This is a genomic window from Acinetobacter sp. ATCC 27244, from assembly GCF_000156555.1.
Taxonomy (GTDB): Bacteria; Pseudomonadota; Gammaproteobacteria; order Pseudomonadales; family Moraxellaceae; genus Acinetobacter; species Acinetobacter haemolyticus.
This window is the reverse complement of the sequence record NZ_GG665958.1, coordinates 98,073-111,906: the sequence shown is the minus strand read 5'-3', so window position 1 is coordinate 111,906 and position 13,834 is coordinate 98,073. Positions and strand designations below refer to the sequence as shown.

Sequence of the window (13,834 nt, the reverse complement as noted above, 5' to 3'; positions counted from 1 at the left end):
CAATTTAAAAAAACTAATGATGTTCTAGAAAATTAATTCAGAACATGGCCAGCTTTTGTTCTGTACAAGCGCTTTAACACAGGCTTTGATTGCCGATTTAGCGGCTAACGCAGCAGGTGATAATTGTTCTTCTGCGATGCTCACTAAATAATTGATACGTTCAATTTCTGGATCAACGATTTTAAGTAGCTGTAATTTATGTTTATATTCTTGTAGACAAGCACTCCCGGGACGAATACTTACAAGATCTAGGTGAATCAGACTATCCATGAGTAAATGTAACCCATCAATCTCATAAGCAACGTTTACTACACCAATTTTATGTTCTAAGAATTTTCTCAAACTATGTCTTTGGCGAGGTAGAACTAAGGGAATATCACCAATGTATTGAGACTGAATCACACCGCTCTTGAGGCAGTCATGAAGATGATGTTTTTCTAAGATTTCTCTACGCCCCATTAAATACATTTGCTCTCGAACTAACGGTTGTATAGACCATTGCCTGTCTACTTCATTGGTAAAAATAATAGCGAGATCAAGTTGACGTGAGTTAATTGCTTGTATCAGATTGCCAGATAGGGTTTCTATCATTTCAAGACGAATGTCAGGATAGCGTTCTGACATCAATTTCATTAATGGTATGCCCAATAATGCTGTAATTGTGGGGGGTAAACCAATACTGACATGACCTGAGAGCCTTGCTGAGTGTGCTGCATCAATTGCAAAGTTGATCTGTCTTAGAATTAATTGTGAATGTTTTAAAAATGCGAGTCCTGCTGGTGTTGGCGATACTCCAAAAGCATTTCGCTGTAATAAACGTATACTTAATTCTTGCTCAAGCTTACTAATTTGCTGACTAATCGCTGAAGCACCAATATCAAGTTTCTGGGCTGCTTTTCCAATACTTCCTGCTTCAACCACCGTTAAAAAGTATTTTATTTGTTTAATTTCCATGAAAAAGTTCTCTAAGCATCCATGTTAAATATTTCTAAAAATATTACTAAACATATCAAGTAATATTATTTTAATAGTGTCTACAAAATTAATGCTTATTCAAGCAAAAAATATACTGATCTTGGGTGGAGAGAGAACGTAATTCTGAGTTTTAAAGATTTAGCCTATATTTTTTTTAAATACCTTAGCAAGTGTTTTTAATATTATTTAAATCAAAACAATGGTTTAAATTGTTTTTTACGTATATGCAATTTGGCGCTAAAACACTCTGAAATTCAATACTATTTAAAATAATTAAATACCCCTTTAATTCTTCGCTATCACAGCAGCTCGCTGTTTCAACTTAAAGTAAGGAAAATTTGAGAGGAGAGAGATCGATGGACGATGTTCTCATTGTTGGCAACAGGAATGCCGCGTTGTATCAGAAATGTTTGCTTGTTTTTGAATATTCATCATCACATGAATTAGGTTTGAATTCTCATCTAAAAATAACAAAAAGTTAGTTTTGAAATGCATGCGAATTTTATCGTGTTTGCCATCTTTGATTGTGTCTAAAGTTATGTAATAACGTAGGTTTTCTTGGGGTGAGGCTCTATCTCACGACGCTTACATTGAAACTCGCTGTTTAAAAATTTTTCAAATCACCAAGGCTAAACAACGACCAAGGAGGTTCTGCAATGGTAGTAGGGAAAACTTTAATGGATCACTTAAATAATAAGGATATTTTTGTAATGAAAAAACTTTCATTTGCTCTAGTTACATGTTCGAGTCTGATTTTCACTGGATGTAATACTAGTGGTGCAAAAGAGGTAGGGCAACCTAAACGTCCTGAATGCATTGCCCCAGCAAAGCCTGGTGGTGGTCTGGATATGACTTGTAAATTAATCCAAGCAGGTTTGAAAGAAACTGAGGTTTTAAATGATCCAATCCGCGTAACGTATATGCCAGGTGGAGTAGGTGCGGTTGCCTACAATAAAATTGTGAGCAATGATTCTGCAAATAATGAAGCTGTAGTTGCATTTTCCACTGGATCATTACTCAATCTAGCCCAAGGTAAATTTGGAAATTTCACAGAAAAAGATGTGAGATGGCTTTCAGGTGTTGCGGTTGATTATGGTTTAGTTGCCGTACATAAAGATTCGCCTTATCAAACCTTGGGTGATCTGATAAAAGATCTACAAGAAGACCCTAAGGGAATCAGTTTTGGTGGAGCTGGTAGTGTTGGTGGTCAGGATTGGATGCAATCAGCAATGCTTGCAAAAAAAGCAGGAATAAATCCTTCGGCAATGAGTTTTGTTGCTTTAGAGGGAGGGGGCGAAGTTCTGACAGCGCTTTTAGGGCAGCATGTCAAAGTGGCAGTTGGAAATATTAGTGAAGTCAGTTCAAATTTAGAAGCTGGCAGAATACGAGTACTTGCTGTATTTGCAAATGAGCGTTTACAAGGGAAGTTTTCAAACTTACCAACTGCGAAAGAGCAGGGTTATGATATTGAATGGCCTGTGATTCGTGGCTTTTACATGGGACCTAAAGTTAGTGATGATGCTTATCAATGGTGGAAAACATCATTCGATAAAATGATGGAAAACAAAAAATTTGAAACCGTTCGTAATAATCAGGATTTGTTGCCATTTGCACTGACTGGCGATCAGATCACAGCTTATGTCTACAAGCAAACTGATCAAATGCGTCAATTATCTGCCGAATATAAATTATCTAAATAATTAATGAATGAGTGCCAAATCGATGATTTGGTACTTTTCGTCGTGTTAAGGAATAACAATGAAATCAGAACGTATCCTAACGGGGATTATTGCCCTTTGTGGTTTGGGTTTGGTGATTTATGCAAGTAACTTTGATGCGCCAATCTCCTATGACTCTGTGGGACCAAAAGCCTTTCCTCTTTTGATTATGGGGCTGATCACGGTGAGTGCTGTCTATTTGACTGTTAGACCCACGATCATGTTTGAACCTGTTGAGTTAGGCTGGACTAAGCATTTGCTTTTTAGAATTACATTATGTGTATTTGCGTTGACTTTATATGCAGCTTTATTTGAGTTACTAGGGGTCATTATTGCAACAACATTGATGGCAATAGCTATAGGCAAATTATTCAAAGGAAAAACAAGACCAACCATTATCACCGCCTGTATTTTGGGTGTAACAACCTACTACTTATTTGATCGTGTTTTAGATGTGCCATTACCAATGGGATTGCTGGGTTAAGGATGACAAATTTATGGACGTATTAAGTTTCTTAATGACTGGCTTTGAGGTTGCACTGCAGCCACAAAATTTATTAATTGCATTTATTGGTGCATTTGTTGGAACTATTGTGGGATTGCTTCCTGGTTTGGGGCCAATTAATGGTGTTGCGATACTTTTACCTTTTGCATATGCGTTGGGTTTGCCAGTTGAGAGCGCATTAATTTTACTTGCTGCAGTTTATCTGGGTTGTGAGTATGGAGGGCGAATTTCGGCAATTTTAATTAATGTTCCAGGTGATGCTGGTGCCATTATGACCACGATGGATGGCTATCCTTTAGCTCAGCAAGGTAAAGCTGGTATTGCTTTATCACTTTCCTCAGTCAGTTCATTTATTGGAAGTATGGTTGCTTTTATTGGAATTGTTTTTTTTGCACCGATTTTAGCGAACTGGGCGATTGCATTTGGGCCAGCAGAATACTTTGCTTTGATGGTTTTTGCGATTGTGTGTCTAACTGGTTTGGTGAGCACGCAGCCCTTTAAAACATTAATCATGGCTTTGATTGGGTTGGGCTTGTCCACGGTTGGTATGGATGCAATTACAGGCGTATATCGTTTTACTTTTGATAGTGTGGGGTTAAGTGATGGTATTGCTTTTACAACCATCGTAATTGGTTTATTCAGTGTCAGTGAAATTCTTCTACTATTGGAAAGAACAACCGTTGGAAAAGTTGTACTTGCTCAAGGCAAAAGATCTTTATTTAATTTAAAAGAGTTATTGAGCTCATTAGCAACCATTATTCGAAGCTCATTCATTGGATTTTTTTCAGGAATTTTACCTGGGGCGGGGGCAAGTGTAGCGAGTGCTATGGCATATACCACTGAGCGTAAGCTGGCAGGTGAAAAAGGTAAGTTTGGTCAAGGAGACTTACGAGGATTGGCTGCCCCAGAAAGTGCAAATAATGCCGCTGCATGTGGATCATTTATTCCCATGCTAACTTTGGGTGTACCTGGATCGGGTACAACAGCCGTTATGATGGGAGCTTTGACGTTATATAACATTACACCAGGCCCTCAACTGTTTGCAGAACAACCTGTATTAGTCTGGGCTTTGATTGCTTCACTGATGGTTGGGAATATTATTCTTTTGGTTTTAAACTTACCATTAGTTGGTTTTTTTGCCAAACTACTTAATATTCCTAACTATATTCTTATCCCTGTAATTGCAACAGTTAGTTTCGTCGGTGTTTATGCAATTCATAGTACGATTTTTGATTTATTACTGTGTATTGGTTTAGGTGTTGTCGGCTATATATTAAGAAAATTTGATTTTCCATTGGCTCCTTTAATCTTAGGCTTTGTCCTTGGTGAGTTAATGGAGTCCAATCTACGTCGTGCTCTTTCTATTTCTCATGGCGAGCTAAACATTCTGTGGGATAGCAATATAAGTATAGGCTTGTGGGTGATGTCAGGATTGCTTCTGATTTTACCATTTGTCAGAAAATACTTATTTATCAAAAGACAAATGCGGAAATAAGCTCTTTTAAAGGTCAGGATTCCTGACCTTTTTTATGATTATGGAAAAGATTACTATCAATTCTTTGGGTTTGTATTTGCGGACATTGTTGTTATTGCTATGAATTATTTTGAATTACGATGGCCTTGGTTATATGGAGATTGCATCTAGCCGATTACTCGTTTTGATAAGAAAAATTGATCGTCACTCCATAAGTTGAATTAAGTTAGCTGCATCGATATATGGTTTAGGGATGTACTTTTGTGTTTGTGAAACAAAGCATTTCTTTGTAACCCGATGGTTAAATAAAGATACAACTTATTTTATTTTTAAATAATAAAATTCAATGCCTTATGTAGGTTGGCAATAAAAATATAATACTTATAACTCTTGTTACAACGCCATAGTCGACAAGCATTCGAAATTTTTACATAGTTCTATACAGATAAAATTGGGAATCGGGAGAATTACTCATGAATATGAATAAGGTCACGGTAAGGGTAAAGGATCAAGAAGAAAATGAATCAATTGTTATTGCACAATTGAATGAACTTGAGGACCATGAGGTTTCATTTTTCAAACGAGTAGAGCATATTGAAATAGAGGGTCGTGCGATCTTTCCAAATATGGATTTGCTATTTGAAGATGAGTTCGATGGGAAAATTTATAAATTAGTTGCTTTAGTGAATGATAAAAGACTAGTGTAATAATGAAATGATCTATTCTAGTCCGAATAAAAATGCCCATTGATTTTTATAAAATCAGTGGGCTTTAATTTAATTTGACTTAATTGATTCATTATCATTGTTGATTATTCTGAAGTTCATGTTTGGGAGTATTACACGGATATACTAAGTAATGGGGTTAAGTCCTTTCACAATATCTTTAAACTCAGAACCATTTAACCAAAAAGATTTCTTTAAAAATAGCGTCGTCATAATACTTTCAGCAGCTTCACTATTTTCGTTCTCACAGAATATTCCATAGCTATTACCAAGAACAGTATTGTTCTCAATGAGACGAATAAAGAAAGCATGTTGTTCGTCAGCATAACCAAGAATAGCATCGCGTTGATTGTTCATTTTTCATGTCTCCACATCAAAAATATTTGCATAAAAGCTTACTATTTAGAGATCAAATATATTCGTGAATTAGATCAATAACTTAATGTCTTTGATACAATGATTGTGTATTAAGTTATTCATTTAAAACAGTAATTTAATTTGTTCAACATCCTTGTTTTGACTGAACAAGCTAAAATCTGATCTATGAAATTCATTGTTATGCAAAATTAATTTTTCGTCAACTTGAATTTGTAACTTTTTCAAGTTAAATTAATTGAAAGCATTTTTAACTTGGGTAAGGGGGAGTTATGTCCAAAAAGACTGAGTCGGAGCATGGTGGAGCCAGAGCCAATGCAGGACGAAAAGCCCAATTCAGTGAACCGACCAAAGTGATTCGTGTTCCTGAATCTCAGGTCGATTTCATCAAAAAATGGTTACTGAATAATGTCAAAACTGGCGCACGGAATGATTTGACGTCGACAATGAAAATCCAAAACGTGCAGGCAAAGAATGATCGAATTTATCATATTCCACTAGCAACTGAACGTGTTGCAGCAGGTTTTCCTTCACCTGCTCAAGATCATGTCGAGCAAGCTTTGGATTTAAATGAGTTTTTAATTCGAAATGAAAACTCAACATTTATCGTGAAAGCCAATTCACTGTCGATGTTGGATGCTGGGATTGATATTGATGATCCCTTAGTGGTGGATCGAAGTATTCCTGCCAAGTCAGGTGATATTGTAATTGCCTTGATTGATAATGACTTTACTGTAAAACGTTTAATGATTGATCATCATTTTAATCCTCCAAAAGTTTGGCTAAAAGCAGAAAATCCTGATTATCAAAATATTTATATCACTGAAGGACAGGAGTTGGTGATTTGGGGCGTCGTGACCTATAACTTGAAACCAATGAGATAAACTTATGCCATTACCACAACGTATTTTTGCTTTGGTCGATGTAAATAATGCTTATGTTAGTTGTGAGCGTGTGTTTAATCCAAAGCTAGAGAATCGTCCTGTGGTGGTTTTGTCGAATAACGATGGCTGTGTTGTTTCCCGCTCGTATGAGGCAAAACAATTGGGTATTCGAATGGCTGTACCATTTTTCCAAATTGAAGAGATCATTCGCCAGCATCATGTTGCTGTATTTTCAAGTAACTATGCCTTGTATGCAGAAATGTCTCGGCGATTTATGAATATCTTGGCAAGCTTTGTCGATCCTTGTGAGCAGGAAGTTTACTCAATAGATGAGTGCTTTTTAGAACTTACAGCTTATCAACATCATTATGATCTAAGCAAATATGCATTTCAGATTCTGTCTACTGTAAAGAAATGGTTGGGCCTACCTTGTTGTATTGGAATTGGTTATTCCAAAACGCAAGCAAAGCTCGCAAATCATTTGGCAAAAACGCATGCCAGTTTTAACGGAGTTTGTAATTTCGTAGATGAGGATCCTTGCATCATCGAGGATTTATTAATGCACACCCCTGTAGGAGAGGTATGGGGGGTGGGACGAAAAATTCGTCAGCGTTTGGAAAAAATGAATATCTACTCTGTGATGGATTTGCTCCAAACTGATCCGAAAAGGATGGGTAAGCATTTTTCGGTGGTATTGGAAAATACGGTTAAAGAGCTTCAGGGCGTTGCATGTTTAGAAATCGAAGATGTCATTTCTGATCGTCAGCAAATTTTAAGTAGTCGTTCATTTGGACAACCGATTGAAGATAAAAATAGCCTCAGTGGTGCACTTACCGAATTTGCTTTACGTGCAGTTGAACGACTTCGGAAACAAAAATTATTGTGTAAAGCCGTGGGTATAAGTATCCGCACCAATCGATTCAATAAAGACGCGTATTATCGGCCTTTTACGGTGGTGTATTTGGTCGATTATAGTGATGACCGTTTAGTGATTATGAAAGCGGTACAACAGGGCTTAGATCGGATTTATCAGGTGGGGCATCGCTATAAAAAAGCAGAGGTGATTTTGTTAGATATTATTCCTCAACATCGTCATGCCGTTGATTTGTTTTATAACACAGAAGAAATGCTGACCCGACAAAATCTTTCGGTTGCGTTTGATGAAATTAATGAGCGATTTGGGCGAGATGTAATGACTTTTGGACGCTTGATTGGACCTCAAGGGCGAGCGTGGGGAATGACCCAAAACCATAAATCACCAAGCTACCTAACAAAGTGGGAGGATGTGTTAAGGGTTGGGTAGATTGTTTTAGAGTTTATATAAATTTTAGTGGTTTAAAATATAGATATTCCCATTCTGATAATAAGGAAAATTAACAAAATCAGGAAAAATATTCTAATAAACTGACTACCATAATGTAGTGCTAAAAAAACGCCGACAAAAGAACCCAGAATATTACAGAATGCTATGATTAAACCGATCTCCCAGAGAATATGACCAGTTGGTATGAAAAATAGCAGTGCTGCACTAAATGTACCTAGGTTCACTACCTTCGCGGATGCGGAGGCACTGAGAAAATCAAAACCAAATACTTTGACAAAAAGGAAAAGAAGAAAGCTTCCACTGCCTGGACCAAAAATGCCATCATAAAACCCAATAACCCCACCAAAAACGATGCCTAAAAAAATTTCTTTATGACCACATTTGATATCAGTGCTATACGCTCCTAAATCTTTTTTTAGAAAAGTATAAACGGCCATGATGATGAGCAAGAATAAAACGCTATATGTCATAAACTGCTTTGGGATATGAGCGATTGACATAGCGCCAATAAATGCAAATACAAAAGCTGAAAGCATTGTGGGGATTAGAAGTTTCCAAACAAACTTAACTTTGTGTACATATCGAAAGAAAGATGATGCTGTTCCAGCCCATACAGCCAATTTATTTGTGCCCAAAACGGTGGCAATACTATGTTGTGGTAGTGCGTGTAGTAAGGCTGGTATTTGCACTAGACCACCACCACCGACAGCGGCATCAATTAAACCACCACAAAAGGCAAAAAGTCCTAAGATAATGAGGGTGGTTTCATCAATCATAATAGTGAACCAATAGATTGTATTTAAATCTAAAAAATTGGTGTTATAAATAAACTTTTAACTTCAACGCTTAATAGATAGAAGTAGTCGTTATTGTTGAAATTACGATAATTGAATGCTGATTACAAATGACTTATATTGAGTTTTAAATTCTATAAAAATGAATAGTTAAAATGGAATTAGCCCAAATCAGAATGTTCAAAACGGTTGCGGATACTGGAAGCATTATCAGAGCATCCGAATTATTACATTGCGTCCCTTCGAATATAACCACCCGAATTAAACTGCTTGAAGAAGAATTGGGTACTCAGTTGTTTATTCGGCAAGGGAGAGGATTGGTCATTAGTCCATCTGGGGTTATTTTTCTTGAATATGCAAATGAAATCTTATTTTTATGCGATGAAGCGAGTCGTGCAATTAGCATGAACGCACCGCCTTCTGGCGTATTAAAAATTGGTGCAATTGAATCATCTGCGACCAGTAGATTGCCGAAATTATTATCTCAATACCATCAAGAATATCCATTGGTTAAACTTCAGTTTAGTACAGGAACTTGGCCACAACTGATCAAGGATGTTTCAGAGTTTAAACTGGATGGAGCAATTATAGCAGTTGATCAAAAGCATCCATCTATTGAACGGCTGAAGATTTATAAGGAGGAGTTGATTGTAATTGCTTCACCATCCTTGGGTGAATTAAAGCAGCCAAAGGATTTATCTGATAAAGAGATCTATATGTGGCCAGTGGGGTGCCCTTATCGTAGCGCTTTAGAACATTGGTTGAGCCTTAATAATGTCTCTGTGCAAATTACGAGTATGGCAAGTTATGCAACAATTCTAGGATGTATTAGTGCTGGTTCAGGGGTATCACTGGTTCCCAAAAGTGTTTATGAGCAATTCAAAGGAATAGGTGGGATACGAGGGTACTCTTTTGAACAGATACCATCTATCCAAAGCTATTTTATTTGGAATAAGAAATCTAAGGGGCATCGTGCAAAAGATGTTTTTATAGATTTACTAAAGTCAGTATGCTGATGTATCTAGGGGGGAGTTTAGCTCAAATTAAAAAAGACAGGTCGAAGCCTGTCTTGTAATGATGGTATAAAGCAACTATAAACTTTTTGCATAGGCTTCGAGTTGATCGACCACAGTTCCCCAGCCACTGAAAAAGCCCATGTCTTCATGTTGTTGTCGAGCTGCGGGTGTGCGGTGACGTGCAATCGCTGTATATTTGGTTGAGCCATTACCAAGGTCTTCAAACAAAATAATCGCAGTCATAAAAGGATTTTCACTTGGTTTCCAGTCTTCAGTATAAGCATCAGTAAACACTAATTTTTCATGCTCAATAATTTCTAAAAATACGCCGTGATTCGGGATCTGATTACCATCGACATCAAATAGCGTATTAAATTTTCCTCCAACTCTTAAATCAATTTCACAAGACACAATTGAGTGAGGCTTGGGAATAAAGAAATGTTTAATATGCTCTGGCGTAGTCCAACATTCCCAGAGTAATTCACGTGGTACATTGATGGTTCGTTCTAGTTTTAGATCTGTTTGAGGGTCAAGGTTCATTTTTTCTTTTCCTTTGTAAATTGAGTGCGTAGTCTTCTAATTGATTTAAGCGTGTTTCCCACATGGCTTGTTGTTGATGTAACCAGTGTTGCACAGGATTTAAGGAATTTGGGCTCAGTGCATATGTTCTGACTCTGCCATTTTTTAGGGTTGTGATGAGTCCAGCTTCTTCTAGTTTTCTTAGGTGTTTCAGAAAAGAAGGCAGTGCCATCGCATGTTCTTCTGCTAATGATGTCGTGGTCGCGTTACCATGAGACAGACGAGTCAAGATAGCTCTGCGTGTTGGATCACTTAAAGCATTAAATAAAAGATCGAGTTGCGAATCATACTTAGCCATATAGCTAAGTATTGGCTCAAAAAAAACACAAGTCAAGAAAAACTTATCCAAAAGGCTAAGTTTCCCAGTAACCCAGTTGTAGTACATGCTCATAAATAAAAAATGATGGTTTAATATTCAATGCTCAAACTCCTTAGTGAGCTCACCGAATATTTTCCCACCATTGTTTAAAGCGCTGATGATCGTTATCGAGTTCAACTAACTCACCAATCATCGGTGTTGCAAGTCGATACTTTCTCGATTTTGAATATTCTGTAATTCTAGTAATTGGCTCATACCATGGATGTTTGGCTAAACTAAACTTGGAATGATGAACTGGAATCATATTACGTGCATTCAATTCCTCAGTGGCTTGAGCAACCTCATTCGGGTGACAATGTACCGCATGCCAAGCGGCATCATATTGTCCATTTTCCATCAATGCCCAATCGAAAGGCCCATATTTTTCACCGATTTCGACAAAGTGTTTGTTATAGCCACCATCGCCTGTGTAAAAAATCTTTTTATTTGGTGATTGAATAATAAATGAAATCCATAGATTTTTGCCGCCATCAAAAGCACGTCTTGAGTCGTGATGAGTGGTCTCGGTGATAATGGTGATACCATCGTCAAACTCAATGCGATCTCCCCAATCTTTTTCAATCAGTATGTCTTTGGGATAACCCCAATATTCAAAATGTTCACCAACACCGAGTCCAGTGATCACATATTTGACTTTGTTCTTTAATTGCAAAATAGTTTTATAATCCAAATGATCATAGTGATCATGTGAAATCAGTAAATAATCAATATCAGGTAATTCATCGACGGTATAGATATCAGTTCCTCGATAAGCACGAGTTCCCCAAGGCAGAGGCGAGACTTTGCCACTCATGACTGGGTCAATTAAAAACGTTTTACCGTGGAGCTGCATAAAAACAGAAGAATGACCGAACCAGATGATGACATCCTGTTGAGGATTGAGTGTCCGTAAGTTGGTTTTAACCGAAGGGATAATATCTTTGGGGTGACGATGCGGAATGGTTTTAATAAAGGTTCTATATAGTTCAATGAAGGTGTGGGAGCAATCTGTCATGCCTCGTTTTTCGGTGAGATTGCGAAATTGACCTTGTCTATAGTTGGGAGAGTTTTGAATACGTTGTAGTCGTTCCCCAGAGGGGAGTTTTCCAAAAAGAGGGTGTCGTGTATAGAGAAAACAGATAAAAATAAGTAGGCTTAGAGCGAGAGCAAAAACAATAAGCATAAATCGCATTACCTTTTATTTGAGCATTCGATAGTCAATATTAATAGAAAGTAAAAGCGACAAAATGATGAAACCTTTATGAAAAGTCGATGAATGAAAATGTCGTGATCGTGATGTAGCTTAATTTTTATTGTGATCATGCAAAGCTGAAAAAAGTAAGTCAGCGGTGACATGATTGAGCAAAACGAAGCCATTAGCGGGAGGTGGTTTATGCTAGACTATGTGTGGATAACAGTATTCATCACTGTGAATAAAATGAGTAAATAAGATGATTGGGCAGCAGAGAAACATATTAGCGGCGATGGGAATAGATGTTTGGATTCCTAGAGACGTTGTATGTCAAAAAAATACTGCACCAAGTCTGTGGCGAGATCAGATCATTGATCAACCGACTCAATACAGTGAACCTGTACAGAACAATGATGCTCGTATTACTCAAGATGCTCCAATGGCATCTGTGGAAACTCAGCCCGCGATAGTCCGAGAGAGTTCACAACAGGTTGAGCTTGACGAAAAACCAGTTGTTAAAGATTCGGTTATAGAAAAAGAGCAAATCGTCATCACTGCACCAGTCCAAGCGTTTGAGTTGCAGATGTACGTTCTAGAAAATTGTGCTCTTTTAGTGGAAAGTAGTCAGCTAAATGATGCCCGACGACAATTATGGCAAAATATTCAAAAAGCTCGACTTGGTCAGTATGCTGAATTGAAATGGCCATTTCCACTGGCAGCTTTTCAGGAAAGTCGTGGACTTTCGTCTTATATTCAAGGCTTTTTAGATGCAACAGCAAACAATAAAAAAATTCTTTGCCTTGGCCAGCTCGATTTTATTCAACATACCAATATATTGCATCTTGCAAGTTTAGAGGAAATGATTGCTCAACCTTTATTAAAAAGACGGTTATGGCAGCTTATGCAGTCGTAGGAAATGGAAAGCTCAGAATGAAGAAAGTTGTTGTATTTAGTCAAATTGATCAAGACGTTTTAGCGCGCTTACAACAAAGTTATCAGGTTGTGGTTCTCAACCCTAAACTAGGGGATATTAACGAGCAAATCCGTACTGAAGTCGTTGATGCAGATGCCATGATTGGTGCAGGACGTTTACTCAATGAAAGTAATTTAGCGCCTGCACAAAAACTAAAAATCATTTCGACTGTTTCAGTTGGCTATGACAACTATGATGTTGAGTACCTAAATCAAAGAAAAATTTGGCTTGCGAATACGCCACATGTATTGACTGAAACAACAGCGGATTTAGCTTTTAGTTTGCTACTGAGTGCGGCACGTAAAATTCCGCAATTAGATAGTTGGACCAAGCAAGGACAATGGAAACGGACTGTACCGATTGATCAATTTGGTGTGGATGTTTTCGGTAAAACCCTTGGTATTATTGGGTTAGGTCATATTGGTGCAGCCATTGCACGTCGCGGTTTTTATGGTTTCAATATGAATATTTTGTATCATAACCGCCGTGAAAAAATCGAAGTTGCTCAAGCCGTTAATGCACAATATCGAGAATTAGATCAATTATTACAACAATCTGATTTTGTCGTGGTTGCGGTGGATCTAAATAGTGAATCAAAAGCACTAATCGGAGAGGCACAATTTGATCTCATGCAAAAACATGCGGTGTTTGTGAATATTGCACGTGGTTCCGTTGTCGATGAAGATGCACTTATTCAGGCATTGCAACAAAATAAAATCTTTGCAGCAGGTTTGGATGTCTATGCAAAAGAACCTTTGCAAGACTCCCCATTGTTTGAGCTTGCAAATGTAGTCACTGCACCACATATCGGTTCAGCTACTTTGGAAACACGCCAAAAGATGGTGAATCTCGCTTATCAAAACCTGATTGATGCTTTAGAAGATCGCGTACCCCGTTATTTAGTCAATCCAAAATTTGAATAATTGCTTACAACTTGATTGC

At 37.5% G+C, this 13,834-nt stretch carries 15 protein-coding genes; 9 read left to right on the top strand and 6 right to left on the bottom strand.

Translation table 11 applies throughout. The annotated features are described in order from the left end of the window. Positions 1 to 24: 24 nt before the first annotated feature. Positions 25 to 954, bottom strand: coding sequence for a LysR family transcriptional regulator (locus tag HMPREF0023_RS10190; protein WP_004639911.1), 930 nt, complete (start codon positions 952 to 954; stop codon positions 25 to 27). A gap of 677 nt (positions 955 to 1,631) precedes the next feature. Between HMPREF0023_RS10190 and HMPREF0023_RS10185 the strand changes: the two genes are divergently transcribed. From HMPREF0023_RS10185 to HMPREF0023_RS10170, 4 genes are all read left to right on the top strand, one after another. Continuing rightward, positions 1,632 to 2,675, top strand: coding sequence for a tripartite tricarboxylate transporter substrate binding protein (locus tag HMPREF0023_RS10185; RefSeq protein WP_008942025.1), 1,044 nt, complete (start codon positions 1,632 to 1,634; stop codon positions 2,673 to 2,675). Positions 2,676 to 2,733: 58 nt separating this feature from the next. After that, positions 2,734 to 3,177, top strand: a complete 444-nt coding sequence (locus HMPREF0023_RS10180) for a tripartite tricarboxylate transporter TctB family protein (protein ID WP_004639905.1) — start codon at positions 2,734 to 2,736, stop codon at positions 3,175 to 3,177. A 13-nt stretch (positions 3,178 to 3,190) separates the two neighbouring features. Beyond that, positions 3,191 to 4,693 carry a tripartite tricarboxylate transporter permease gene (locus HMPREF0023_RS10175; RefSeq protein WP_008942024.1) on the top strand — a complete coding sequence of 501 codons (1,503 nt, stop codon included), beginning with the start codon at positions 3,191 to 3,193 and terminating at the stop codon, positions 4,691 to 4,693. 458 nt (positions 4,694 to 5,151) lie between these two features. Then, positions 5,152 to 5,379 carry a hypothetical protein gene (locus HMPREF0023_RS10170; RefSeq protein ID WP_026056278.1) on the top strand — a complete coding sequence of 76 codons (228 nt, stop codon included), beginning with the start codon at positions 5,152 to 5,154 and terminating at the stop codon, positions 5,377 to 5,379. A gap of 144 nt (positions 5,380 to 5,523) precedes the next feature. On the opposite strand, the gene HMPREF0023_RS10165 is transcribed toward HMPREF0023_RS10170, so the two are convergent. Continuing rightward, on the bottom strand, positions 5,524 to 5,754 hold the full coding sequence (locus tag HMPREF0023_RS10165; protein WP_004639899.1) for a hypothetical protein: 231 nt from the start codon (positions 5,752 to 5,754) through the stop codon (positions 5,524 to 5,526). 290 nt (positions 5,755 to 6,044) lie between these two features. On the opposite strand from HMPREF0023_RS10165, the gene HMPREF0023_RS10160 reads away from it, so the two are divergent. After that, complete coding sequence (locus tag HMPREF0023_RS10160) at positions 6,045 to 6,656, top strand: LexA family protein (RefSeq protein ID WP_004639896.1); 612 nt, start codon at positions 6,045 to 6,047, stop codon at positions 6,654 to 6,656. 4 nt (positions 6,657 to 6,660) lie between these two features. After that, the gene (locus tag HMPREF0023_RS10155) at positions 6,661 to 7,959 is read left to right on the top strand and encodes a Y-family DNA polymerase (protein WP_005089733.1); all 1,299 of its coding nucleotides are present in this window, start codon (positions 6,661 to 6,663) and stop codon (positions 7,957 to 7,959) included. Positions 7,960 to 7,991: 32 nt separating this feature from the next. On the opposite strand, the gene HMPREF0023_RS10150 is transcribed toward HMPREF0023_RS10155, so the two are convergent. Continuing rightward, a complete protein-coding gene (locus HMPREF0023_RS10150; protein WP_005089735.1) occupies positions 7,992 to 8,756 on the bottom strand; it encodes a sulfite exporter TauE/SafE family protein in 765 nt (254 codons plus the stop codon). Positions 8,757 to 8,929: 173 nt separating this feature from the next. On the opposite strand from HMPREF0023_RS10150, the gene HMPREF0023_RS10145 reads away from it, so the two are divergent. Next, positions 8,930 to 9,790, top strand: coding sequence for a LysR family transcriptional regulator (locus tag HMPREF0023_RS10145; protein WP_008942023.1), 861 nt, complete (start codon positions 8,930 to 8,932; stop codon positions 9,788 to 9,790). Positions 9,791 to 9,865: 75 nt separating this feature from the next. Here HMPREF0023_RS10145 and HMPREF0023_RS10140 read toward each other — a convergent pair whose 3' ends face one another. The 3 genes from HMPREF0023_RS10140 to HMPREF0023_RS10130 all read right to left on the bottom strand — a co-directional run bounded on the left by HMPREF0023_RS10140 (position 9,866) and on the right by HMPREF0023_RS10130 (position 11,910). Next, entirely contained in the window at positions 9,866 to 10,330 is a 465-nt protein-coding gene (locus HMPREF0023_RS10140) for an SRPBCC family protein (protein ID WP_005089739.1), read from the bottom strand. Continuing rightward, the gene (locus tag HMPREF0023_RS10135) at positions 10,320 to 10,667 is read right to left on the bottom strand and encodes an ArsR/SmtB family transcription factor (protein WP_017396535.1); all 348 of its coding nucleotides are present in this window, start codon (positions 10,665 to 10,667) and stop codon (positions 10,320 to 10,322) included. The genes HMPREF0023_RS10140 and HMPREF0023_RS10135 overlap by 11 nt, the downstream gene beginning before the upstream one ends. 142 nt (positions 10,668 to 10,809) lie before the next feature. Beyond that, positions 10,810 to 11,910 (bottom strand): MBL fold metallo-hydrolase, encoded by a 1,101-nt coding sequence (locus tag HMPREF0023_RS10130; protein ID WP_008942021.1) that lies wholly within the window; start codon positions 11,908 to 11,910, stop codon positions 10,810 to 10,812. Between the two features lie 268 nt (positions 11,911 to 12,178). Here HMPREF0023_RS10130 and HMPREF0023_RS10125 point away from each other — a divergent pair, with 268 nt between their 5' ends. Both HMPREF0023_RS10125 and HMPREF0023_RS10120 read left to right on the top strand, forming a co-directional pair. Continuing rightward, a complete protein-coding gene (locus HMPREF0023_RS10125; RefSeq protein ID WP_005089746.1) occupies positions 12,179 to 12,832 on the top strand; it encodes a hypothetical protein in 654 nt (217 codons plus the stop codon). A 17-nt stretch (positions 12,833 to 12,849) separates the two neighbouring features. After that, positions 12,850 to 13,815 carry a 2-hydroxyacid dehydrogenase gene (locus HMPREF0023_RS10120; RefSeq protein ID WP_005089748.1) on the top strand — a complete coding sequence of 322 codons (966 nt, stop codon included), beginning with the start codon at positions 12,850 to 12,852 and terminating at the stop codon, positions 13,813 to 13,815. The last annotated feature ends 19 nt before the right edge of the window (positions 13,816 to 13,834 follow it).